This window comes from Wigglesworthia glossinidia endosymbiont of Glossina morsitans morsitans (Yale colony), from assembly GCF_000247565.1.
GTDB classification, from domain to species: domain Bacteria; phylum Pseudomonadota; class Gammaproteobacteria; order Enterobacterales; family Enterobacteriaceae; genus Wigglesworthia; species Wigglesworthia glossinidia_B.
Window position 1 is genome coordinate 370909 of the sequence record NC_016893.1, and the last position, 24997, is coordinate 395905.

The 24997-nt window shown below is 24.7% G+C and carries 21 protein-coding genes, 2 tRNA genes and 1 pseudogene; 15 read left to right on the top strand and 9 right to left on the bottom strand.

Annotated elements, in window-relative coordinates; translation table 11 throughout:
* The first annotated feature begins 220 nt into the window (after nt 1-220).
* Together coaBC and dut are read left to right on the top strand one after the other, a co-directional pair.
* Nucleotides 221-1444 (top strand): bifunctional phosphopantothenoylcysteine decarboxylase/phosphopantothenate--cysteine ligase CoaBC, encoded by a 1224-nt coding sequence (coaBC, locus tag WIGMOR_RS01815; RefSeq protein WP_014354135.1) that lies wholly within the window; start codon nt 221-223, stop codon nt 1442-1444.
* Nucleotides 1422-1883 carry a dUTP diphosphatase gene (dut, locus tag WIGMOR_RS01820; RefSeq protein ID WP_014354136.1) on the top strand — a complete coding sequence of 154 codons (462 nt, stop codon included), beginning with the start codon at nt 1422-1424 and terminating at the stop codon, nt 1881-1883. Before coaBC ends, dut begins: the two co-directional genes overlap by 23 nt.
* An 8-nt stretch (nt 1884-1891) precedes the next feature.
* Here dut and pyrE read toward each other — a convergent pair whose 3' ends face one another.
* Together pyrE and WIGMOR_RS01830 are read right to left on the bottom strand one after the other, a co-directional pair.
* On the bottom strand, nt 1892-2539 hold the full coding sequence (gene pyrE / locus WIGMOR_RS01825; protein WP_014354137.1) for an orotate phosphoribosyltransferase: 648 nt from the start codon (nt 2537-2539) through the stop codon (nt 1892-1894).
* Between the two features lie 62 nt (nt 2540-2601).
* Nucleotides 2602-2675, bottom strand: a tRNA-Pro gene (locus WIGMOR_RS01830).
* A 155-nt stretch (nt 2676-2830) separates the two neighbouring features.
* Here WIGMOR_RS01830 and tilS point away from each other — a divergent pair.
* Nucleotides 2831-4261 (top strand): tRNA lysidine(34) synthetase TilS, encoded by a 1431-nt coding sequence (gene tilS / locus WIGMOR_RS01835; RefSeq protein ID WP_184486931.1) that lies wholly within the window; start codon nt 2831-2833, stop codon nt 4259-4261.
* 17 nt (nt 4262-4278) lie between these two features.
* On the opposite strand, the gene WIGMOR_RS01840 is transcribed toward tilS, so the two are convergent.
* From WIGMOR_RS01840 to map, 7 genes and pseudogenes are all read right to left on the bottom strand, one after another.
* Complete coding sequence (locus WIGMOR_RS01840; RefSeq protein ID WP_014354139.1) at nt 4279-6327, bottom strand: M3 family metallopeptidase; 2049 nt, start codon at nt 6325-6327, stop codon at nt 4279-4281.
* Nucleotides 6328-6436: 109 nt separating this feature from the next.
* On the bottom strand, nt 6437-7105 hold the full coding sequence (locus WIGMOR_RS01845; RefSeq protein WP_014354140.1) for a MarC family NAAT transporter: 669 nt from the start codon (nt 7103-7105) through the stop codon (nt 6437-6439).
* A 781-nt stretch (nt 7106-7886) separates the two neighbouring features.
* Nucleotides 7887-7959 (bottom strand) — tRNA-Phe (locus WIGMOR_RS01850).
* A 132-nt stretch (nt 7960-8091) separates the two neighbouring features.
* Nucleotides 8092-8454: a divalent-cation tolerance protein CutA gene (gene cutA, locus WIGMOR_RS01855; protein ID WP_014354141.1), complete on the bottom strand. Its 363-nt coding sequence runs from the start codon at nt 8452-8454 to the stop codon at nt 8092-8094.
* A 67-nt stretch (nt 8455-8521) separates the two neighbouring features.
* Nucleotides 8522-9958 (bottom strand): aspartate ammonia-lyase, encoded by a 1437-nt coding sequence (aspA, locus tag WIGMOR_RS01860; RefSeq protein WP_014354142.1) that lies wholly within the window; start codon nt 9956-9958, stop codon nt 8522-8524.
* Between the two features lie 740 nt (nt 9959-10698).
* Nucleotides 10699-11526 (bottom strand): 2,3,4,5-tetrahydropyridine-2,6-dicarboxylate N-succinyltransferase, encoded by an 828-nt coding sequence (gene dapD / locus WIGMOR_RS01865; protein ID WP_014354143.1) that lies wholly within the window; start codon nt 11524-11526, stop codon nt 10699-10701.
* A gap of 10 nt (nt 11527-11536) precedes the next feature.
* Nucleotides 11537-12342 (bottom strand): annotated as a pseudogene (gene map, locus WIGMOR_RS01870) (type I methionyl aminopeptidase).
* Nucleotides 12343-12595: 253 nt separating this feature from the next.
* Here map and rpsB point away from each other — a divergent pair.
* From rpsB to lpxA, 12 genes are all read left to right on the top strand, one after another.
* Nucleotides 12596-13309 carry a 30S ribosomal protein S2 gene (rpsB, locus tag WIGMOR_RS01875; RefSeq protein WP_014354145.1) on the top strand — a complete coding sequence of 238 codons (714 nt, stop codon included), beginning with the start codon at nt 12596-12598 and terminating at the stop codon, nt 13307-13309.
* 48 nt (nt 13310-13357) lie between these two features.
* On the top strand, nt 13358-14164 hold the full coding sequence (tsf, locus tag WIGMOR_RS01880; protein WP_014354146.1) for a translation elongation factor Ts: 807 nt from the start codon (nt 13358-13360) through the stop codon (nt 14162-14164).
* A gap of 440 nt (nt 14165-14604) precedes the next feature.
* Complete coding sequence (gene frr, locus WIGMOR_RS01885) at nt 14605-15165, top strand: ribosome recycling factor (protein ID WP_014354147.1); 561 nt, start codon at nt 14605-14607, stop codon at nt 15163-15165.
* A 105-nt stretch (nt 15166-15270) separates the two neighbouring features.
* The gene (gene ispC / locus WIGMOR_RS01890; protein WP_041944117.1) at nt 15271-16482 is read left to right on the top strand and encodes a 1-deoxy-D-xylulose-5-phosphate reductoisomerase; all 1212 of its coding nucleotides are present in this window, start codon (nt 15271-15273) and stop codon (nt 16480-16482) included.
* Nucleotides 16483-16595: 113 nt separating this feature from the next.
* The gene (uppS, locus tag WIGMOR_RS01895; protein WP_014354149.1) at nt 16596-17333 is read left to right on the top strand and encodes a polyprenyl diphosphate synthase; all 738 of its coding nucleotides are present in this window, start codon (nt 16596-16598) and stop codon (nt 17331-17333) included.
* A 75-nt stretch (nt 17334-17408) separates the two neighbouring features.
* Entirely contained in the window at nt 17409-18221 is an 813-nt protein-coding gene (locus WIGMOR_RS01900; protein ID WP_236607859.1) for a phosphatidate cytidylyltransferase, read from the top strand.
* A gap of 17 nt (nt 18222-18238) precedes the next feature.
* Nucleotides 18239-19582 (top strand): RIP metalloprotease RseP, encoded by a 1344-nt coding sequence (gene rseP, locus WIGMOR_RS01905; protein ID WP_014354151.1) that lies wholly within the window; start codon nt 18239-18241, stop codon nt 19580-19582.
* A 30-nt stretch (nt 19583-19612) separates the two neighbouring features.
* On the top strand, nt 19613-22030 hold the full coding sequence (gene bamA, locus WIGMOR_RS01910) for an outer membrane protein assembly factor BamA (protein ID WP_014354152.1): 2418 nt from the start codon (nt 19613-19615) through the stop codon (nt 22028-22030).
* 70 nt (nt 22031-22100) lie between these two features.
* On the top strand, nt 22101-22604 hold the full coding sequence (locus WIGMOR_RS01915; protein WP_014354153.1) for an OmpH family outer membrane protein: 504 nt from the start codon (nt 22101-22103) through the stop codon (nt 22602-22604).
* Nucleotides 22604-23635: a UDP-3-O-(3-hydroxymyristoyl)glucosamine N-acyltransferase gene (gene lpxD, locus WIGMOR_RS01920; RefSeq protein ID WP_014354154.1), complete on the top strand. Its 1032-nt coding sequence runs from the start codon at nt 22604-22606 to the stop codon at nt 23633-23635. The genes WIGMOR_RS01915 and lpxD overlap by 1 nt, the downstream gene beginning before the upstream one ends.
* A 109-nt stretch (nt 23636-23744) precedes the next feature.
* A complete protein-coding gene (gene fabZ, locus WIGMOR_RS01925; protein WP_014354155.1) occupies nt 23745-24212 on the top strand; it encodes a 3-hydroxyacyl-ACP dehydratase FabZ in 468 nt (155 codons plus the stop codon).
* Nucleotides 24205-24993, top strand: coding sequence for an acyl-ACP--UDP-N-acetylglucosamine O-acyltransferase (gene lpxA / locus WIGMOR_RS01930; protein WP_014354156.1), 789 nt, complete (start codon nt 24205-24207; stop codon nt 24991-24993). Before fabZ ends, lpxA begins: the two co-directional genes overlap by 8 nt.
* Nucleotides 24994-24997 lie beyond the last annotated feature (4 nt).

Genomic DNA, 24997 nt, shown 5'->3' on the forward strand with positions numbered 1-24997 from the left:
AATTAAAAATAAGTTATATATTACAATTAATAAAAATTAGAATATTTATGCATTAAATATTCAATCAAAATTAATTTTTTTTATTAAAACATATCTTTTATTTAAAGTAAAAGTTTTTAATATAGTAACAATTGAAATATTTAAATATTATGCACGATAAAATTCTATTTGATTTATTAAAATCTACGAGCATATTATAATACTACACTAGTATATGCAAATGAAAGAATTAATAAACAAAAATATTTTGCTAGGTATAAGCGGCAGTATTTCGGCTTATAAATCACTCGACTTGATACGTAAATTACAAGATCAAGGCGCAAATGTACGCGTAGTTATGACAAGATCAGCACAGTCTTTTGTAACACCATTAAGTGCTGCAATATTATCTAATCATGATGTTACGACTGATAATAACTTTAATAAAAACTATACTGTTAATCATATCGCAATTTCTAAGTGGCCAGATTTAATTATTATAGCACCAGCAACTGCAAATATATTAGCTAAATTGTCATCCGGAATCTCTGATGACGTATTGAGTGCGATCTGTTTAGCTACTAATTCCACAATTGCAATATCACCTTCAATGAATACTAATATGTATTTAGCATCTGCCACACAAGAAAATTTAAAAAAACTAAATGCTCGCGGTATTTTATGTTGGGGTCCAGAATATGGCATTCAAGCTTGTGGAGATTGCGGATTAGGTCGAATGTTAAATATATCAGAATTGCTTGTATTAACAATTAAATATTTTAAATCTCATAATTGCGCTACAAAAAATTTAAAAATATTAATTACAGCAGGGCCTACTCGAGAACGCATTGATCCAGTACGTTTTATTAGTAATTATAGTTCCGGCAAAATGGGTTTCGCAATTGTTAAAGCCGCAATAGAAGAAGGTGCGCAAGTTACTTTGATTTCAGGCCCTGTAAGCTTACCTACACCGAAAGGAATTTTTAAAAAAATCAACGCTATAAGCGCATTCGATATGTATAAAGCAGTGATGTTATCTATCAATAATCAAGATATTTTTATTGCTTGTGCAGCTATTACAGATTATCGTGTAGAAAATTTTTCTATTCAAAAAATAAAAAAAAAGCACAACAAACAATTAACACTAAAATTTATCAAAAACCCAGATATTTTGTCTGAAGTAGCTTCATTAAAATATAATAAACGTCCTTATATTGTAGGATTTTCTGCAGATACAGAAAACATAAAAAAAAATGCTCAAGAAAAACGTATTCGAAAAAATATAGATTTAATTTGTGCAAACGATATTTCAAAACCTAATCAAGGCTTTAATAGTAACTATAATGAATTACATTTATTTTGGAATCAAGGAAATATGATATTATCTATAAAAAATAAAATATCTCTTGCAAAAAAATTATTACATCAAATTATTGTTTTTTATGAAAAAAAAAATAAGTATTAAAATATTAGATCATGATTTTGGAAAAAAATTTCCATTACCTCAATATTATACTAAAGGATCTTCTGGAATAGATTTACGTGCTTGTATTCGTAGTAATCTGCTAATAAAAGCTAATAATATTGCATTAATTTCTACTGGAATAGCGATGCATATTGCAGATCAAAACTTATCGGGGTTAATTTTACCAAGATCCGGACTGGCGCATAATCACGGTATAGTACTGTCGAATACGGTTGGCGTAATTGATTCAGATTATCAAGGTCCAATTTATCTATCCGTATTAAATAGAAGTAAGAAAGATTTTTTAATTTCTCCGGGAGATAGAATTGCTCAAATAATATTTGTTTGTATATCCCAAGTTTATTTAGATATAGTAACTGATTTTTGTCATCATACTGAAAGAAAAGATTCAGGTTTAGGTCATTCAGGAATTAAGTAATTTCAAAATCATATTCCATATTTTATTTTATATTGCTTAATAGAGCATAGATCTGTTGTATGTACAATGTTTTTATTTTGTTCCAAAAACAAAATTAAATCTGTTAGTTTAATAATTGATTTTATTTTAAAATTAAAATTTTTTTGTAAATTTTTTATTGCAGATTGTTTGTATAGATCTTGCTCTTGACGGTCTAAAGCGATAATCATTCCTGATAAATGAATCTCACTAGGATTCATAATGCTTATAATTTTTTGAATAGTTGACCCAGAAGTAACAACATCATCCATAAGAATAATTTTACCTTTTGGTCGTTTTCCAACAATTAATCCTTTTTCTCCATGATTCTTATATTCTTTTCTATTAAAACAAATACAAACATTTTGATTATAATCATACGACAAAATAATAGAACTCGATAATGCAATAGCAATACCCTTATAAGATAAACCAAATAACATATCATAAGAAATTTTTGATTCTAGCAAAGTTTTTACGTACATTTTTCCTAAAAAAATTAAATCTTTTCCGCTATTAAATTTACTTATATCAAAAAAATAAGGACTAATACGTCCAGACTTCAGTATAAATTTACCAAATTGTAATGCGTTTTTATCTATCGCATATCGAATAAATTCATATTGATAATTTTTCATAGAAATCCGTATTATTAAAAAATAAGTTAAAAAACATTCAATAATTTATAGTCATATTAAAATCGGCATGAAAGGATTTGAACCTCTGACCTCCGACACCCCATATCGGTGCGCTACCAGGCTGCGCTACATGCCGTATTATTTAAAATAAATTAATTTTTTTCAAATTTTTTTGAATTAAAAAATAGTTTTCATTATAATAAATATATTTAAAATTTTTATATCAAAAATACTGTGTATTGTAATTTCTTTAAAAAAATTTTACAACATATAAAATGGAACAAATCATATTTGTTAGCATTTAGTGGTGGATTAGATTCTACAGTTTTATTAAACATTTTATCAAAATGTATAAATACTTCAAAAGAAAAATTACATAAAAAAACACTAAAAATCCGAGCTATACATATTAATCATGGTTTACATAAACAATCTTCTGTTTGGGAAAAACATTGTTCTTTGCAATGTATAAAATATCAAATTCCTTTTAAATCCATCCAAATATCTATAAAAGATTTTTCAGGAGGATTAGAAGCTGCAGCAAGACGTGCACGTTATCAAGCATTATTTAATAATTTAAAATCTTCAGAAATTTTGCTAACTGCTCATCATCAAAATGATCAGATAGAAACTTTTTTTTTATTATTAAAAAGAGGAAGTGGGCCGCATGGTTTATCTGGAATGCAATTACATACAAGATATAAAAAAAATAATATCTTCAGACCATTTTTGTTATTTAAAAAAAGCGATATAAAGTTGTACGCCGTTAAAAATAAATTAGAATGGATCGAAGATTCAAGCAATGCCGATATTAAATATGATAGAAATTTCTTACGTATAAAAATAATTCCTGTATTACTAAAACGTTGGCCAAATTTAATAAATTCTATTGCTAATAGTATGAAGCTATGTTACGACCAAGAACAATTATTATATGAATGTTTACAAGAATCTCTGGATCATTTAATTTTAGCTGATGGCTCATTAAATTTTACTGAAATATTACATATGAGTAAAATAAAAAGATATTTTATTTTGCGTAGTTGGTTTTCAAAAAATTGTATGCATATGCCATCAATTAAACAAATTACTTATATTTGGAAAAACATTATTCTTAGCAAAATAGATGCTCAATCTGAATTAAAAATTGAAAAAAAAATTGTTAAAAGATTTAAAAAAAATTTATATTTTGTATCTGATCAATTAAAATCACCAAAAAAAGAAATTTCTTTATCCGTAAAAGAAATTTTTCATACCAAAAAAGTTTACTTACCACTAGATTTAGGTATTTTATTCTTTAAACCTATCATATTTAATGAACAATTAATAAAAAAACTACAATATTTAAAAGAAAAAAATTTCTTAACTAAAAACTATGAAAATACATTAAGTTTTTTTTTAAAAAATAAATTTCAACGTATTCAAGAAAACATTTTTTATTTAAAAAATAGATGCATTACCATCGTAAAATATCCACATTTTTATAAAAATATATTTTTAAAATTTAAAAATACTCAGAATATCTTATATATGCGTAAATCTATTAATAAAAAATTAAAGCATAACTCGATTCCTCCTTGGGAGAGGAGTCGAATTCCGCTTTTATTTTACGATAACAATTTAATTTCTGCTCTTAGTGTATTTATTACTCCATCGGGATATACAAAAAAAGATAATCAAGCAATTTTGTTATATTGGAAAAAATATAAAGTTATTAAATAAATTTAATATAAATTTATTTATTTTTGAATTCCATAATACTTAAGAAAATAGTTGATTTTAGGTTTTCTTTTTTTAAATTTAAAAAATAAAATTAATGGATCTTCTGATCCTCCTTTAGATAAAAATGTTTTAAGAAAACGTTTTCCTATTTTAGGATTTAAAATTCCATATTTTTCAAATGTTGACCAAATATCTAACGATAGTGTGTTAGCCCATAAATAACTATAATATCCAGATGCATATCCTCCGGAAAATATATGACTAAAAGTATTAGGAAAACATTCCCAATGAGCTCTTGGGGTAACAGAAATTTTGTTTTGTACTTGTTCGAGTATTTTATTTATTATATTTTGATCTTCTTTATCAAAAGAAGATAATAAGTGAATATTTAAATCAAACAAAGAAAACTCTAATTGACGTAAAATAAACAAGCTAGATTGATAAGATCGCATTTTTGATAAATTTTGAATAATAGATTTTGGTAACTTTTCATTAGTTTGATAATGTTTAGAAATTAACCGAATTGATTCTGGATGCCAACAATAATTTTCCATAAGCTGACTGGCGATTTCAACAGAATCCCATGGAATTCCATTAATTCCTGATACTCCGAGGGTTTCTACTGAGGTTAATAAATGTTGTAAATTGTGTCCAAATTCATGAAATAATGTTACTACTTCTTTATGTAATAACAAGCTGGGACAATTTTTATATGGTTTACTAAAGTTGCATATAATATATGTTATAGGTTTCTCTAAACTACCGTCTGATAAACGCATGCGACTGGAATAAAAATCCATCCAAGCCCCATCTTTTTTATTTTTTCGACTATATAAATCTAAATAAAAACCTCCGAGAACTTGTTTTTGATTGTTAATAATTTCAAAAAAACGTACATTTTTGTCCCAAATATCTATATTTTTTTTTTCTATTATATAAACTTTATAAAGAGATTCGACTATTGTGAATAATCCATGTAAAACTTGATTTTCTGGGAAAAAAACACGTAATTTTTCTTCGTCAATTTTAAAATAATGTTTTTTTTGTTTTTCACTGTAATATGCAATATCCCATGGATTAAGAATATTTTTTTTGTAATTTTTTTTAACAAATTCATTTAATTTTTTTATTTCTAAAATTCCAATAGAATGTGTTTGATGATATATTGCATCTATAAATTTTAATACTTTTTTAGGGGATTTTGCTGTTTTTTTCATTAAAGATAATTCGGCATAATTTTTAAATCCTAGTATTTTTGCTAATCTATAACGTAATAACAAAATTTTATTAATTAATGGTCCGTTATCCCAATTTTTGAATTGTGGGTTTTGATCTGATGCACGCGTGTGATAAGCGTAATATATTTCTTTTCTTAAATTTGAATTGTGACAATGTGTTAATATAGATATATAATTAATATGATTTAATTTTAAAATCCATCCAGATTTATCATTTTTTTGAGCATTTTTTTTTGCTTGATCGATTATATTATCTGGAATTCCTGATAGCTCTTCTTTATTGATTATATGCTTACTCCAACTTTGCATTGAATCTAGTATATTATTGCTGTATAACATACTTATAGATGCTAATTCAATTATAATTTCGGAAAATTTTTGTTTTTTTTCTTTAGATAAATTTACTCCTGATAATTCAAAATCTAAAACAGTATCGTTAATATATTTTTTTTGTTCTATGTTTAAAATTTTATATTGATTACTATTTTTTAGCTTAATAAAGGCTTCGTATAATTTATAATTTTGACCAATCCAGGTACTATATTCCGAAATTAGCATTAAACTTTTTTTATATTCATTTCGAAAACTTATCGTATTATTTATTAAATATAAATGAGAAATGGGAGACCAAACTTTATTTAAATAATTTTCTAATTCTAAAAATGGTTGACACAAATTTTTCCAAGAAAATTGAGATATTTCCGTTAAAATATGATAAATATTTTTATGGCATTTTTTTAATGCTGTCTGAACAGCAGGCAATACATGATGTGTTTGAATTAAAGAAAATTTAGGTAAACTTGATGTAAAAAGTAACGGGTTTTCCATTTTGATAATCCTAATATAATAATTTAATTAAAGTTTTAGTATTTTTACAAATTATATTTTTTTACAATTAAATAAAATATTAAAAGTTTATTTTATTAATATAAATATATTATACTCCATAATCAGAAATTACTTCCAGTACGCCGTTAATAATAAATTGTACTCCCATGCAAACTAATAAGAATCCCATTAATCTAGAAATTGCTTCTATACCACTAGAACCTATTACATGCATAATAGCACTAGAACTACGTAAAGCAATCCAGACTATTATACTAATAATAAAAAAAACTAAAACTGGTGCTAAATCACTAATCCAGGATGAAAAATAAATATCTTCGTTTACTGTGGATACCCAACTAATAATCATAGCTATAGTACCTGGACCAGCAGTGCTTGGCATAGCTAAAGGTACAAAAGCAATATTTGTCATTTTATTTTTACATGGATATTTAATTGTACTTTTTTTACGATGAGGTTCTTCATCTGAAGATGTAGAAAATAACATTCTAAATCCTATAAAAGAAACAATCAACCCTCCAGCGATTCTTAATCCTGAAATAGAAATACCAAATGTACTTAAAACTAATGTACCAGCATAAAATGTAACCATCATAATTGCGAAAACATATACTGACGCCATTCTAGCTTGTTGATTGCGTACTTCAGGTGTCATATTTTTGCTTAAACTTAAAAATAAAGCTACTGTAGTAAGTGGATTAACCAATGGCAAGAGTACCATTAAACCTAGACCGACGGCTTTAAATAATTCAAACATATAAATTCGTGTCTCCTAGACAATTTGATACTTTGCTTGCGCAATATTTTATCAGAAATAAATTGATAATTTTGAACATCGATTGAATATAATAAGCAAATTTTAATAACATAGGTTATGATTAAATAAATACAATATTTATTTAAAATTATAAAATTTTTAATTGTATTTGTATGTGACTATTCTAATATTATACTGTTTACTTAGTACACCTTGTCTATTTTAATATATATAATAAGTAATTATATTCTATATTAATAAATATTATTTTTGAAAAAAGAAATATATTTATCTTTTTTTTTAAATAATTTAAAATTAAATTTTTAGTGATTAAAAAAATTATTTATAGTATAAACAATAGTCATTTAAATTTTATTTAAAAAAAATTTTATATCTCTATATCATAAAATATTTTATAAGTGAACATTATTCATGTTTGAAAAAATTTTATGTAAATTCATAATTAAAATTTTTTTATAAATCTTTATTAAAGATGACATACTCATATTTATTGTGAAAAATAAATTTAATAAATAAAAATACTCACAATATTAACAATTTTTTATATATTAAAAAACTTAAAAATGTTTATTTATAATTTATATGAAATATTAAAATTAAAATATATAAAATATTTTTTATTTTAAAATGTACAATTAAATTTTAATTACGTATTCTATGCAAATTTAAGCAAATAATATGCTTGTATAATTGGCGAGTAGGTAGAGATGTGTAAAATTTTATTTAAAAAATTTAAATAGTATGAAAAGCCGATTTTTAATGCCCGAAGACGGAATCGAACCGTCGACACAAGGATTTTCAGTCCTTTGCTCTTCCAACTGAGCTATTCGGGCAAATAATTTTTGTAAATTTTTAATTTAAAAATCTTTTTGCTAAAAAACATTAAAAATTTTTAAAGTTTTAAGAATTTCGAACGTTATTTTAACATAGTTTAAAAAACTAGAAAATAATTATATGCTTAAATTCTAATATGCTATATTTTTTTTAATCCATCTTTTATAATTTTTTTCTATACTATCGGTAGACAACACAATAAGTTCTGGAATATCGTATGGATGCAAATTTTTAATTGCTGTAAAAATATGATTTTTTAACATCAAATTACTTTTTATTAAAATTTGTACTTCTTTTTTTTTTGTTAAAGTGTTATTCCAATAGTAAAATGAAGTAGCTCCTGATAATTGTGTAATACAAGCCGCTAATTTATTTTTTAATAAATACTTAATGCTAGATTGTGCAGATTCAAAATCTGGGAAAGTGCATAACACTATACAGATAGTGCTTTTTTTTAGAATTATATTTTGAGATAAATTATGCGTATTATTCATATTCGTTTCTCTTTTAAAGTATAAAACTGACTTAAATCATATCATTAAACAACTTTTATAATGAATTTTATGCTAAAATATCGTCTGAATTCTTTTTTATCTTGTACTGAGGATGTATCAAATTTTGAAAAGAAAAAATGTTATTAATTTCTTTTTCTGTTAGAAAACCTTTTTCTAACACAACTTCTTTTACACTTTTACCACTTTCAGAGCAAATTTTTCCAATAATATCCCCGTTATGATGACCGATAAACGGATTTAAATAAGTCACTATGCCAATAGAATTGGATACGTATGATTCACAAATTTTTTTATTCACAGTAATTCCATCTATACAGCGATCTTTTAGAGATTGCATAGCATTTTTTAAAATATTGATGGATTCAAAGATGGCTTGACTGATTACAGGTTCCATAGCATTTAATTGTAATTGACCAGCTTCTGCAGCCATTGTTACGCAAGTATCATTTCCGAAAACTTTAAAACATACTTGATTCACTACTTCTGGTAATACAGGATTAATTTTAGCAGGCATAATAGAAGAACCAGCTTGTAATTCAGGTAAATTAATTTCATTCAATCCAGATCTCGGACCAGAAGACAATAGTCTCAAATCATTACAAATTTTAGATAATTTAACAGCTAATGTTTTTAAACCTCCATGAACAGTAGAATATATGCCACAATCATAATTTGCTTCAATTAAATCTTTAGCTGGGATACATGGTATACCACTAATTTGAGAAAGTTTTTTGACAACAACTTTTTGATATCCTTTAGGAGTATTTAATTTAGTGCCAATTGCAGTTCCTCCAAGATTGACCTGTAACAAAAGTTTCGCAATATATAACAGATTCATTTTTTCTTTTTTTAAAGATGTGTTAAAAGCATAAAATTCTTGACCTAAAGTCATTGGAACGGCATCTTGTAATTGAGTGCGGCCCATTTTGATTATTTTAGAAAATTCTTTCGCTTTATTTTTTAAACTAGATGTTAAATATGTAATCGTTTTAATTAATTGTATTAAAGATGTATAAATTGCTAATCTTAATCCTGTAGGATACGCATCATTTGTAGATTGACTAAGATTTAAATGATCATTAGGATGTAAAAATTGATATTCTCCTTTTTTATGACCCATAATTTCTAAACCAATATTAGCTAAAACTTCATTAATATTCATATTTACTGAAGTTCCCGCACCACCTTGAAACGCATCTATTGGAAATTGATTATATATATTGTTTTTACTTAAAAGTTGATCGCATGAAGCAAAAATAATTTTTGCAATTTCTTGAGACAAAATTTGAAATTCTAAATTAGCTATTGCTGATGCTTTTTTTACTATCACCATACTGCGTATTAGTTCTGGATAATCGTTTATAGTCATTTGACTAATTTTAAAATTTTCACTAGCGCGTAGTGTATGAATTCCGTAATAAGCTGTATGGGGAATTTCTCGTGTCCCAATAAGATCTTTTTCAATACGAACAGAATTTGACATGATCGATCCTCGATAGTAATATAATAATACACATTATGTTATTCTAAATTAAATGTACGAAGCACTTTTTATTTTAAATAAATAAAAATTTTATTAACTTTATTTTTGAATTATTATTTTTATAGTATTTAAAAAAATTTAAACATATATAAAAAAAATAAAAATCTTTTAAAATTATCAAACACTTAGTTGGGAATGATTTAATTTTTATTATTAATTATATTTGTAAAAAATATTTAATTTATAAAAATTAATCAATATTTAAAAAAATTTAATGCAATTTTAAATTTTTATTCAAAAATAAAAAATTAAAATCTTCTTTTTATTATTTATCATAATATTTTTAAAAAAATCGATAATAACTATTCGATTTAAAAAAATAATTAAATTATAACTATTATAATAATAAATAAAAAATAATTTAATTAAGTTAGTAAAAAATAAAAATAATTTTAATAAATCAAATTATATTTTTTTTTAAAATATAATGTAATTATATTAAATTTTTTTTCAGTTTTTATTAAATTAAATAAATCTTGTTTATTTTTTAGAAAATTTAAAATAAATACTTACTATTTAAGATACATTTAAAAATTTATTGTTATCAGTAAATAAAAAGTTGAAATAATATTTTAAATATTAATATTTAATTTGATAAATTTCAACTTTATACATTGTTAAAAAAAATTATAAATTTATTCAATAAATAAATGTATTAATTTATTTTTTAAATAACAATTTTAAGAGATATCTGCATGTAATATTTTATTAATTTTTATTTTTTTTTTAGTATAACAGTCGGTTTTTTTAATAATAACAGCGCAACTTATATTAAATTTTTTGTTCTCAGAAGGTAAGCTACCTGGAATTACAACTGAACCGCTAGGTACGCGTCCATAGTAAATTTTTTGATGCATAGCATCATAAATTTTTGTACTTTTTCCAATAAAAACGCCCATAGAAATTACTGAATTAGATTCTATAATTACGCCTTCTACAATTTCTGAACGGGCTCCAATAAAACAATTGTCTTCGATGATAGTTGGATCGGATTGTAATGGTTCTAAAACACCACCAATTCCTACGCCTCCTGAAATATGTACATTTTTGCCAATTTGTGCACATGATCCAATAGTAGACCAAGTATCTATTGTAGATCCTTCGTCTATATATGCACCGATATTAATATATGATGGCATTAATACGCTATTTTGAGAAATAAATGCACCTTTACGCACGCAAGCATTAGGAACCACTCTAATGTTTGCACATTTAAAATCTGAATAATTCCATCTAGAAAATTTCATTTCTATTTTATCAAAAAATCGCATATTTTCTGAAATAATTAAATGATTTTTAAAAATATGAAATGCAAGTAATATTGCTTTTTTTATCCATTTATGTGTAATCCATATTCCATTTTTTTTTTCCGCTACTCTGATTTTACCTTTATCTAGTAAATTAATTACAGTAGTCACTGTTTTTTTTAAAATTGGACAAATGTTCTTTGATTTAAGAGAATTTTGATTTTTAAATGCAGTATTAATTATTTTTTTTAAATTATTCATTATAAATATTCTATGCAAATTTAGTTATCTCGTGATATATTATATTAATATATTTTCATATGAACGCAGCGTCATTACTTTGCTCCCATTTTGTGTCACTAAAATAGTATGTTCGTATTGCGCAGATAAACTTCCATCTCTAGTTTTTACGGTCCAACCGTCAGGCATTGTATATACGTAACGCGATCCTGCATTAATCATAGGTTCTACTGTAAATATCATGCCTGGTTTTAATATTATTTCTTGATCATAAGCATCATAATGTAATATTTGTGGGGGTTCGTGAAAATTTTTTCCAATACCATGTCCGCAGTATTCTCTTACTACTGAATAATTATTAGATTCGACATATTGTTGAATTATTTTTCCAATTTCTCTCAATTTTATACCTGGACGAATACTTTTAATAGCTAAATATAAACTTTTTTTTGCTATTTTACATAGATGTAATCCTTTGGTATTTTCTGTATCAACACAAAACATTTTTGATGTATCACCATAATATCCATCCTTCACTATCGCAACATCAATATTTAAAATATCTCCTGAATTTAATATGGTTTTTTGATTTGGAATACCATGACAAACTACGTCATTAATTGAAATGCATACTGATTTTGGAAAGCCACAGTATCCTAGTGCTGCAGGAAAAGCATTTTGATTCTCTGTAATATATTTATGGCATATTGAATTTAATTCTTCCGTACTAATACCTGGTTTAATATGTTTAGAAATCTTTTCTAATATTTTTGCTGCTATTGTACAAGATTGTTGTATTTTAAAAATATCATATGATGATTTAATATCAATAGACATGCGCAACATCCGTATTGAAGTAAATATCAATTTTAAAAAATATTTTATTTTTATCAGATAAAATTGATCTTTGCTGAAATTTAATTAATTATTTTATAATATGAATATACTAAATTTTAAATAAAATTAAATATTTTTTTTAAATTTTTATTAACATTTTGCTGATACAATATGTATATTTAACACTAAAAATCAGTTTAATTGAACATTGTTTGTTTTATTTTTATTTTGAATTAAAATCAAGGATAAAAAAATGATAAATTTATCTATACGAAATATGATTCAATCAGGTGTACATTTCGGACACCAATCTCGTTACTGGAATCCAAATATGAAACCTTTTATTTTTGGAAAAAAAAACAAGATACATATTATTGATTTAGAAAAAACGTTGATTATGCTTAATCAAGCTATGCTAGAACTAGCTAAAATATCGCGCCGAGGTGGAAAAATTTTGTTTGTCGGTACTAAACGAGCTGCATCAAAATCTATAAAAAAATTTGCTAAAGATTGCAACCAATTTTTCGTGCATCATAGATGGTTAGGAGGTATGTTAACAAATTGGAAAACTGTAAGACAGTCTATTCGATACTTAAAAGATCTTGAAATACAATCTCAAGATGGAACATTTGAAAAATTAACTAAACGTGAAGCTTTAATTAGAACACGTACTTTAAATAAATTAGAAAATAGTTTAGGTGGAATTAAACATATGGGTGGTTTACCTGATGCACTTTTTATTATTGATGCAGAATATGAAAAGATCGCTATACAGGAAGCATATAAGTTGGGTATTCTTACATTTGCCGTAGTTGATACAAACTCAAACCCTGAGAAAGTTAACTTTATTATTCCAGGAAACGATGATGCGATACGTGCCATTAATTTATATTTATCTGTTGCTGCACAAACTGTTCAAAAAGCAAAATTAAATAAATCAGACGAATTAAGTCAAAAGTATATTTAAAATATTTATATTATTCTAAACAAGTTTTTTATTATTAGGTTAATTACTATGAAAAATAAAATCTCTTCACTCGTAAAAATTATGAGAGAACGTACTAATTTAGGAATTTTAGAATGTAAAAAATCGTTAATAAAAGCTGATGGCGACATTGATCTTGCAATACAATATGCACGAAAATCAGGATTAATAATATCAAAACAAAAACATTCTATTCAATCTATAAATAGCGGTATTATTTTATCAAAAATAAATAAAGAAAAAAAAATTGGTATACTTGTTGAAATAAATAGCGAAACTGATTTTGTTGCAAAAAATTTAATTTTTGAAACTTTTGGAAGTGAACTGGCTTATACAGCACTTAAAAAAAGAATTTCAGATATTGATATTTTGAGAAATTTATTCAAAAATAAAATAGAGTCTTTAACTTTACAATTCGGAGAAAATATTAATATCAGACGCATAAAATTATTGTGTGGCGAAAACTTAGCTTCTTATATGCACTTTCAAAAAATCGGAGTCATAGTTGATTATAGTAATATAGATGAAAAATTAAATCAAAAAATTGCCATGCATATAGCGGCAAGTAATCCTAAATACATTAATGTTAATTGCATTCCAAAATATATAATAGATCAAGAATATAAAATATATTTAGAATATGCTTTAAATTTAAGAAAATCACAAATAATTGCTGAAAAAATTGCTCATGGTCGTATGCAAAAATTTTTTGAAAGTGTTGCACTAGAAGAGCAAAATTTTATTTTTAATCCTGAAAAAAAAATTAAATCTATTTTAGATAAAAATAATATATGTGTTATTAATTTTATTAGATTTGAATTAGGAGAAAAATATTAGTTTAATTTTATAAATAAAAAATTCTAATTTATTTTAAAAATCAAATATATTACAATTAAGATTTACAGTTTTTAAATTATATATATAAATTTCGTTATGTTATTTTCATTAATAAATTTAAAAGATGAAAATATAAATTAATTTTACATAAAAAATTAATTTATATTTATATGAAAAAAATTTTTTTTATATAAAACTATTTTATATAAAAATTTTTAATTTATATTTACATAAATATTATTTTAAATAAAAATAAAATTTTACTCTTTTTTTTAAAAAAAAATAAGATGATAACGTGAACAGTATAAATATTAAGTATATAAAAAAATTTTTTTAAAGTTTTATTTAATGAATTTAAGATACACACCAATTATTTACAAAATATTTGTTATTATATAGAATTATAGTATTTAATAACTTATTTATTTCAGGGAAATAGTGTGATTCGCGAGATTTATAAAAATGCAAATTTACGCATGAAAAAATCAATAAATTTTTTTATAGAAAACATTTCTAAAATTCGTACCGATCGAGCTTCTCCCGAATTAATAAATAATATTCAAGTAGATTACTTCGGGAAAAAATTACCCCTAAATAAATTATCTAGAATTATGATAGAAAATTGGAATACCTTAGTGTTAACAATTTTTGATGCAAATAATATTAAAAAAATTGAACAAGCTATTTTGTCTACAAATCTTGGGTTAACACCAAAAATATATCATAATTCTATTCGCGTAATCTTTCCGAAATTAACTGAAGAACGTCGATTAAAATTAATACAATTAATTCGAAAAGAATCAGAAAAAAATATTATATCTGTTCGAAACATTCGTCGCAATATCAATGAAAAAATAAAATATTTAACTAAAAAAAGTATAATTAACAAAGATGAAGAAAAAAAATTTCAAAACCAAATTCAAAAATTAACTAACGATACAATACAAGAAATAAAAAAACTGCTTTTAAAGAAAGAAAATGATCTTAATTTAAAAAATTAAATTTTTTTTAAAAATAACTTCGATTAAAAAAATAAATTAATATAAAAAATTTTTATACAAATTTATTATTTTTTAAATAATTCTGTTTTGTTTATAAAACTTAATATGAAAACTAAAAGTATAACAATTTTGGGAAGTACCGGTTCAATTGGAATTAATACTTTAGATATAATCAATAAAAATTTGGACATATTTTCAATTTATGCACTGATAGCATATGGAAATAATATAGATTTAATGACTCATCAGTGTTTAAAATATCAACCAAATTACGTATGTACTATAAATTCATTATCTGCCAAATTACTTCAAAATAATTTATTATATCATAAATGCAGAACATCTGTTTTATTTGGATCAAAAAATGCATGTCAATTATCTTCTTCAGAAGATATGGATACTTTAGTAGCTGCTACAGTAGGACTATCTGGAATATTCTTTATATTTGCTGCAATTAAATCAGGAAAAAAAATACTTTTAGCAAATAAAGAAATTTTAGTATCATGTGGTGACTTTTTTATGAAACAAATAAAAAAATATGATGCATTTTTATGCCCAATAGATAGCGAACATAACGCTATTTTCCAAAGTTTACCTATCAATATGCAGAAAAAGTTAGGTGATTGTGAATTATTAGAAAAATGTAAAATTTCTGGAATTATTTTAACCGGTTCTGGAGGACCTTTCAGAAAAGTTCCTTTGGATAATTTGCACACAATGACACCGCAGCAAGCATGTGCACATCCAAATTGGAGTATGGGTAAAAAAATTTCTATAGATTCTGCTACTATGATGAATAAAGGACTCGAGTATATTGCAGCACGTTTATTATTTCAAGCTAATCCAGAACAAATTGAAATACTACTGCACCCACAATCTATTATTCATGCTATGGTAAGATATATTGACGGTAGTATATTTGCTCATATGAGTATGCCCGATATTAAAACTTCTATTGCCTATGGATTAGGTTATCCCGAACGTATATTTTCTGGTACTACAGAAATAAATTTTTTTCAATTAAATCATTTAAATTTCGAACATATTAGTAAAAAAAGATATCCTTGTTTTTATTTAGCCATCAAAGCAAGTGAGTACGGGCAAGGAGAAATTATAACATTAAATGCTACAAATGAAGTTGCAGTAGAATCTTTTTTATTGAATCAAATTAAATTTACAGACATTGCAAAAATTAATGAATATGTTTTAGAAACATTCAAAATATCGCAACCTAATAATATAGAAGAAATTTTGTTTATTGATACACAAGTTCGTAAATATACGAATCAATATATTAAATTAAACAAGTTTAATTAACTAATTTTTTAAAATTTAAAATAAAAATTATTTAATTAAAAAGAACAATATAAAGAGTATTAAATATACAAATATTCATAAATAAATTTAATATCAACATTTTCAGGATAAAAATGTTATTAGAACAACATAATATTATTAATCAACCACGGCATATTGCCATCATAATGGATGGAAATGGACGTTGGGCAAACAATAGAGGAAAAATGCGTATATTTGGTCATAAAGCAGGATTAGAATCAGCAAAACGTGCTGTAAATTTTGCAATAAAACATCGTTTTAATGCACTAACTCTATATGCGTTTAGCAGTGAGAATTGGAATAGACCCAAACAAGAAGTTTCTGATTTAATGGAATTGTTTTTATATTCATTGAACCATACAATACATAGTTTACAAAAAAATAACGTGCGATTAAAAATTATCGGAGATATTTCGCAATTTAATTTACGATTACAAAAATATATTAAAAAAACTGAACAATTGACACATAAAAATAACGGTTTAAATTTAAATATTGCTGCTAATTATGGAGGAAGATGGGATATTATACAAGGCGTAAAAAAAATTGTTGATAAAGTGCAAAAAGGTAGTTTATATCCTGAGCAAATCAATGAATCTATTTTTTGTAAATTAATTTCTATGAATGAACTAATGCCAGTAGATTTAGTTATTAGAACAGGAGGAGAATATCGCATTAGTAATTTTTTACTTTGGCAAATTGCATATTCCGAATTGTTTTTTACTGATGTATTATGGCCTGATTTTAATCATGATATTTTTTCTAGTGCTATTAGCTCTTTTTTAAAACGCAAACGTCGATTCGGTCATATAGAACAAACTGTAATGTAAGATTAAAAATTATAGGAGAAAATTCTGAAATATCGGTTAATTAGCGCTGTTACTTTAGTATTATGTATAGTATATATATTATTTTTTAGTTCTAAAAGTATTTTTATTTTATCAATATTTTTAATATACTTTATAAGTCTTTGGGAATGGTGCAACATCATTGCATTAAAAAATAAAATTTATCGTATTATTTACTTTATATGCTCTTTTTTACCTTTGTTTTTTTGGAAAAATCATATTTTTCTTTTTTCTGAAATAAATGTTATAAAACAAAAATATTTAATTTATTGCGTTCTTACTATATCAAGTATATGGTGGATGATTGCTTTAGTTATATTTGCATACTATCCGAAATCTAGTTTTTTGTGGAGGAACAAAATTTTAATTCATTTGATAATAGGATGGAACATAATATTTCCGCTGTTTTTTAGTTTAATTACATTATATCAATTTAATATTGTTTCTGAAACATTAATTGGATCTTGGATAATTATGTATGTTCTAATGTTGACATTTTGTTTAGATTCAGGAGCTTATATTTGTGGTAAATTATTTGGAAAAAATATGTTTTCTAAAATTATTTCTCCAAATAAAACTTGGGAAGGAATTTTAGGAGGGACAATATTATCTTATTGTAATGCATATTTATTTTATAAAAATAAATTTATTCAAATTGACGCAACAATATTTTTTATTTCATCTTCGATTGCAATGATTTTTGGTATTATGGGAGATTTAATAATGAGCATGTTTAAAAGATATGCAAATGTTAAAGATAGCGGTTGTTTAATTCCTGGACACGGAGGTATTTTAGACAGAATAGATAGTTTAAGCGCTTCTATTCCAATTTTTACTTATTTGATCTTATCGATTTTTCGTATTTTTTAAAATTTGGGATAATAGATATGCTGCATTTTTTTTTAAATTGTTTTCTATTTTTAATTTCCATAGGAATGTTAATTACTATACACGAATTCGGTCATTTTTGGATAGCTAGGAAATTTGGTGTACATGTTGAAAAATTTTCAATTGGCATAGGAAAAGTGATTTGGAATTTTTTTGATAAAAAAGGTACTGAATATGCAATTTCTATATTCCCTTTAGGGGGATATGTAAAAATGTTAGATGTAAATTCAAATTTTACACCTAATAAAAAATTTCAAACATTTTCTGAACAATCTTTTTGGAAAAAGTTTATTATCATACTGTCAGGTCCATTACACAATTTTTTATTTTCTATTATATTGTTTTGGGGCATTTTTATGTTAGGAATGCCTTCATACAAAATTATTATTCAAGATGTCATTCCTAATTCTGAAGCTGATCAACTAGGTATTAGTGCTAATATGGAGATAAAAAAAATTAATGATATTAAAGTATTAGATTGGAATAACATTTATGAAAATTTTAAAAAAGATACAATTTTAATAAAATTAATACATCCTAACAATTTTATTACTATTGAAAAAAAGATAAAACTTAAAAATATAAAGTTAAACTTAAATTATGATGATCCTATAATAAATTTTGGAATAATTCCATTAATTCCAAATGTTAGCACTCGTATAGAATCTATTGCATTAAATTCTCCTGCTATGCAATCTGATTTTCAAAAAGATGACAAGATTATTAAAATTAATAATGTTGAGATCAAAGATTCTTGGTATTTATTATCTTATATTCTTCGTAAAAATCCTAATAAAACACTTATAATAGATATCGAACGTAATAACAAAATTATACAAAAAAAAGTTTTATCTGGTACTAAAATTGTTAATAATGTTCAAGAAGGTTTTTTGGGAATTACTCCAAAAATGCAACCGATTATAGAAAAACATAAAACACTCATATATTATAATCCAATAACAGCACTATATATGTCCTGTAAAAAAGTAGTGCATGTTATATGCATGATATTGAAAATGTTAGTAAAATTATGTATAGGTCAACTAAGCTTGAACAATTTAAGCGGACCTATTTCGATAGCAAAAGGAATGTCGGATTCTATTCATCATGGAATAGTATATTACATAATATTTTTATCACTTATTAGCATTAATTTAGGAGTTATCAATTTAATACCCGTTCCTGTTTTAGATGGAGGGCATATTTTATTTTTAATAATTGAAAAATGTTTACGCTCTCCAATACCTAAAAAAGTACAAATAATTAGTTATCAAATTGGTTTTACTATCATAATAGTATTAATGACTGTAGCAATCTTAAATGATTTTTTTAAATTAAAATAAAAATATTATTAATTTGTTAAAAAAATTAATATGTATATAAAATATTCTTATTTAATAATTTTAATATGCATCAAATTTTCTTTTGCTATTTCTCAGAACGAAAATCAGTTTGTAGTAAAAAAAATTGTTTTTCAAGGATTAGATAAAGTTCTCGAAGAACATATGTTAATAAATTTGCCAATACAAGTCGGACAAATAGCAACATCAGAAAAAATATCAGAAATAATACGAAGTTTATTTAAAACTAATTTCTTTAAAAATATTAAAATATTAAAAAATAATAATACTTTAATTATACAAGTTGAAGAATGTGCAATTATTAAAGATATTATTTTTTCAGGAAATTTCACTTTAAAAAAAAGTATATTAAAATCTTTATTACAAGATAAAAATATCCAGATCGAAGCTCCTCTATATCCTGCATCTATATTTCAAATAAAAAAAGCTTTAAAGAATTTTTATGTATTTTTAGGAAAAGAAAATACTAAAATTCACATCAATACATATTTTTTGCCAAAAAATTTGGTTACATTAAATATTAACATTCTTGAAAGTAAAAATGTTTTTATAAAAAAAATTGACATAATCGGCAATAAAAAATTTAAAAAAAAACAACTAATAAAAAAAATTGAATTATGTGAAAACAATTTTATTTCAAATTTATTTGAAACATGTATTTACAAAAAAAATCAAATTCTTCAAGCTCAAAAAGATTTACACCATTTTTACTTAAGTCGAGGATATATTGATTTTAATGTTCGATCTATAGAAACTAATATTACTGAAGACTATAAATTCGCTGATATCACTTTTAATATCTATGAAGGTGATATCTTTAAAATTTCTAAAATATTTTTTTTAGAAAATATAATTAAAACTTCAAAAGAAGTTAATATGTTTGCACAATCTATTATTAATAAAACGTATAATGAAAACAGTATTATTAAATTAAAAAATATAATTAAAAATTTTTTAGAAATACACGGTTATAACAATCCAAAAATCTTTTTAGAAATACAAAAAAATTATTCTGACTTGACTGCTCAAATTTTTGTACATATAGATCTTGGAAAGCGTTTATATGTACATCGTATTTATTTTACTGGGTATGAATCAACACGAGAAATTGTATTTAGAAGAGAATTAACACAATTGGAAGGCGATTTATTAAAGATTTCTAACGTTAAACAAGATATCAAAAAAATCAATAATCTTAAGTATGCAGAAGTAACAGATATTAAAATTGAAGATAATATAAATATTCCTAATCATGTTAACATTTATTATCATATAAAAGAACATGCAATTGGAAAAATAGATTTTGGCATAGGTTTTGGAATACGCAATGGAATACAATTTCATTTAGGAATACAAAAAGATAATTTATTTGATAACGGAAGTTTTTTACAAATGTATAGCGAAAAAAATCCTTATCAAACATATTTAGAATTATTTCTTTTGAGTCCATACCTCAAAACAAATGGATTATATTTAAAAAGCAAAATTTTTTTTAAAAATACTAATAGGTATAAAAAATATGCTGCGAAAATTAATTTACATAGTTATGGCGCAAATTTTTTTATTTCATTACCAGAGTATAAAAATAGATTATTAGACTTCGGATTAGAATATATCCATAATTACACTTTACAAACAAAGTCAATAATAAATACTTGGAATAATTTACATAACGCCATACAATATGAATATTTGAATTCAAACAAAAATCAAGAAATTTATTCAACAAAAAATGATATTTTTTTCATAACTCATTGGAACTATAGTACTGTAAATACAGATTATTTTCCAACTTCAGGAATAAATAACAAAATTAACTGGAAGATCACACTTCCATGGTCTAACAATAAATATTATCAAATTTTTTTAAATTCTAAGTATTTTATTTCAGTATCTAATAATCATCGTATAGCATGGATGATAGGTACATATTTAGGTTATACAAATGGGCTAAAAAATAAACAAGTGCCGTTTTACGATAAGTTTTACACAGGAGGATTTGAAACTATTAGAGGATTTTATCATAATACTGTAGGTCCGAAACTTGTTAATTATAATTGCAATTCGGAATTACAATGTTTCAACAATTCAGATATGAATTTTAATATTCTTGGAGGCAATGCTGTTGCAATTACCAATATAGAATTAATTTTTCCTATAAGTTTTTTAACAAAAAAATATTATGATGTCATGCGAATTTCTTTTTTTTTAGATAGCGGAACTACATGGGAAACGGATAACAAAAATACTATTTTTACGAAAGATAATATTAATTATCATATATCGAATAAAATTCGTATATCTAGTGGAATTTTTTTAAAATGGCTTTCTCCATTTGGTCCGGTTTCCTTATCTTATGCCATTCCAATTCAAAAACATACTCATGATCATATCGAATCTATTCAATTTAATATTGGAAAATTGTGGTAAAAATTAATTAATATTTTACTATATTTGATATTTAAGAAAATTTCATGAAAAATTTAAGGAATATTTATCAGTGAATACACGATTTTTAATATTTATTTTTATTTTTATTTCTACTTTTATTCATAAAGTATACGGATTTGAAAAAATTGCAATTATTAATTTAGTTAACATTTTTCAAAAATCTCCGCAACAAGCATTAGCTGCCAAAAAGCTAGAAATTGAATTTCAAGACCGCGCTACAGAACTTGATTTAATCCAACGGGATTTAAATGCAAAAATTGAAATTTTGAAAAGAAATTCAAAAAATATGGATACTAATGCGCGTAATGCATTAGAAGAAGCATTAACTGCACAACGTGAAAATTTCTCTAATAAAGCTAAATCTTTTGATCACGATCAAATGCAAAGACAGCACGAAGAACAAAATAAAATTATTATGCAAATTAAAAATATTGTACAACAAATTGCACTTGAAAAAGGTTATCAATTAGTTATTGATTCTAATGCAATAATTTATTTTAATAATATTCAAGATATTACTGAAGATGTTTTAAAAAAAATGGATCAAAAATAATGCTTTCAATTAGTCTTTCTGAATTATCAAAGAAAATATGCGCAAAATTATATGGAGATGACAATGTTATTATACATGGAATATCTTCCATAGAAAATGCTAAATCCGGACAAGTTACATTTTTATCTAATAGTCGATTTAGAAACAAATTATCTTTATGTAAAGCTTCAGCAATTATTATTTCTAAACAAGATTTACCGTTCTGCAAACAAAATGCATTAGTAGCAAAAAATCCCTATCTTGCTTATGCAAAAACAGCTCAAATTATGAATACTGTACCAAAACAAAATTACGGAATTAGTAAAAATTCTATTATTTCTAAAGATGTATTATATGGTAAAAATATTAGTATCGGACATAATTCAGTAATTGAATCTGGAGTAAAGTTAGGAGATAATGTCACTATTGGATCAGGATGTTTTATTGGTCAACAATCATCTATTGGATCTTATACACGTCTATGGGATAATACTACTATATATTATCGCACTGTAATTGGAAAACATTGCATATTGCATGCTGGTAGCATAATAGGAGCAGATGGTTTTGGATATGTGAATGATCACGGAATTTGGGTTAAAATACCGCATTTAGGCAGAGTTGTACTTGGTAATAATATTGAAATTGGTTCATTAACAACAATAGATCGAGGATCTTTAGATGATACATATATCGGAAATGGAGTAATTATTGATAATCAATGTCAAATTGCACATAATGTAAATATTGGAGATCATACAGCAATTGCTGGAGGAGTAATTATGGCAGGCAGCGTTAGTATTGGTCGTAATTGTATGATTGGAGGAGCTAGCGTGATTAACGGACATATTAAGATTTGCGATCAAGTTGTAATTACAGGTATGTCGATGGTAATGCGTTCCATTAATTCTCCTGGTATATATTCTTCAGGCATTCCAGCACAACCAAATAAAAAATGGCGACAAAATACTGCATTAATAATGCATGTTAATAAGATTAAGAAAAAAATACAAAAATTAAAAAAACAAATTTCAGAAATTAATTTATTATAAAATAAATTAACAATTTTATTTTTTATTTTATTTAAATAGCAAATTATTTGTGCTTTTTAGTTTTAGCATTATGTTACATTAATACAACGCTTTAAACAGGAAAAGTGTTTTGACTACTAACAATAATACTCTGAATATCGAAGAGATATTAGAATTTTTACCTCATCGTTTTCCATTTTTACTTGTTGATCGTGTTTTAGATTTTGAAAAAGGAAAATTTTTACGTGCAATTAAAAATGTCTCTTTTAATGAACCATTTTTTCAAGGACATTTTCCAGGTAATCCAATTTTTCCAGGTGTACTTATTCTTGAAGCGATGGCACAAGCAACTGGAATTTTAGCATTTAAAAGTTCAGGAAAATTATCTCCTGGAGAATTATATTATTTCGCTGCTGTTGATCAAGCACGATTTAAGAAACCTGTTCAACCAGGAGATCAAATGATTTTACAAGTAACTTTTATTAAAGAGCGTCGAGGTGTAGCAAGATTTAATGGAGTTGCAAAAGTAGATAGTCACATAATTTGTGAAGCGTCGATGATGTGCGCTCGTAGACGGGGATTAAATGTTCGTGATTAATCAATCTGCTTTCGTGCATCCTAGCGCTATTATTAACGAAAATGCTATTATTCATGCAAACGTTTGCATTGGACCATTTTGTTTTATTGATGCACAAGTTGAAATTGGTGCACGCACCATATTAAAATCACATGTAATTATTAACGGTTTAACACATTTAGGAGAAGATAATTCTATTTATCAATTTTCATCTATCGGAGAAGTAAATCAAGATCTCAAATATTCCGGAGAAAAAACTCGTGTTTGTATTGGAGATAGAAATATTATTCGAGAAAATTCTACAATTCATCGTGGTACAATACAAGGACATAGTATAACAAAAATTGGTAATGATAATTTATTCATGGTCAATGTACATATAGCACATGATTGTATAATAGGTAATAATTGCATTTTAGCGAATAATGTAACCCTAGGAGGTCATGTAAAAATTGAAGACTATGTCATTATAGGAGGAATGACCGCCATACATCAAAATTGCATAATTGGACCACATGTAATGATTGGTGGATGCTCTGGAGTATCTCAAGACATACCTCCTTTCATTCTTGCGCAGGGAAATCATGCTAAGCCTTTTGGAATCAATATAGAAGGCTTAAAACGTCGAGGTTTTGATAAAAAAACAAGAATTGCTATTCGAAATGCTTATAAAATTATTTATCGTAGAGGAAATACCCTAGAAAATATTAAATATGAGCTTAAAAAACTCGCTAAATCACATAAAATTATTTATTTATTTTTAGATTTTTTTACACAATCCAAACGAGGAATTATTAGATAATTGA

Excerpts from the sequence above, each read along its gene's own strand:
- bamA (WP_014354152.1), top strand. The coding sequence starts at position 19,613 with ATGTATATAAAATATTCTTATTTAATAATTTTAATATGCATCAAATTT.
- dapD (WP_014354143.1), bottom strand. The coding sequence starts at position 11,526 with ATGAATAATTTAAAAAAAATAATTAATACTGCATTTAAAAATCAAAAT.
- WIGMOR_RS01840 (WP_014354139.1), bottom strand. The coding sequence starts at position 6,327 with ATGGAAAACCCGTTACTTTTTACATCAAGTTTACCTAAATTTTCTTTA.
- ispC (WP_041944117.1), top strand. The coding sequence starts at position 15,271 with ATGAAAACTAAAAGTATAACAATTTTGGGAAGTACCGGTTCAATTGGA.
- WIGMOR_RS01845 (WP_014354140.1), bottom strand. The coding sequence starts at position 7,105 with ATGTTTGAATTATTTAAAGCCGTCGGTCTAGGTTTAATGGTACTCTTG.
- rpsB (WP_014354145.1), top strand. The coding sequence starts at position 12,596 with ATGATAAATTTATCTATACGAAATATGATTCAATCAGGTGTACATTTC.
- dut (WP_014354136.1), top strand. The coding sequence starts at position 1,422 with ATGAAAAAAAAAATAAGTATTAAAATATTAGATCATGATTTTGGAAAA.
- pyrE (WP_014354137.1), bottom strand. The coding sequence starts at position 2,539 with ATGAAAAATTATCAATATGAATTTATTCGATATGCGATAGATAAAAAC.
- tsf (WP_014354146.1), top strand. The coding sequence starts at position 13,358 with ATGAAAAATAAAATCTCTTCACTCGTAAAAATTATGAGAGAACGTACT.
- lpxD (WP_014354154.1), top strand. The coding sequence starts at position 22,604 with ATGCTTTCAATTAGTCTTTCTGAATTATCAAAGAAAATATGCGCAAAA.
- rseP (WP_014354151.1), top strand. The coding sequence starts at position 18,239 with ATGCTGCATTTTTTTTTAAATTGTTTTCTATTTTTAATTTCCATAGGA.
- uppS (WP_014354149.1), top strand. The coding sequence starts at position 16,596 with ATGTTATTAGAACAACATAATATTATTAATCAACCACGGCATATTGCC.
- aspA (WP_014354142.1), bottom strand. The coding sequence starts at position 9,958 with ATGTCAAATTCTGTTCGTATTGAAAAAGATCTTATTGGGACACGAGAA.
- cutA (WP_014354141.1), bottom strand. The coding sequence starts at position 8,454 with ATGAATAATACGCATAATTTATCTCAAAATATAATTCTAAAAAAAAGC.
- coaBC (WP_014354135.1), top strand. The coding sequence starts at position 221 with ATGAAAGAATTAATAAACAAAAATATTTTGCTAGGTATAAGCGGCAGT.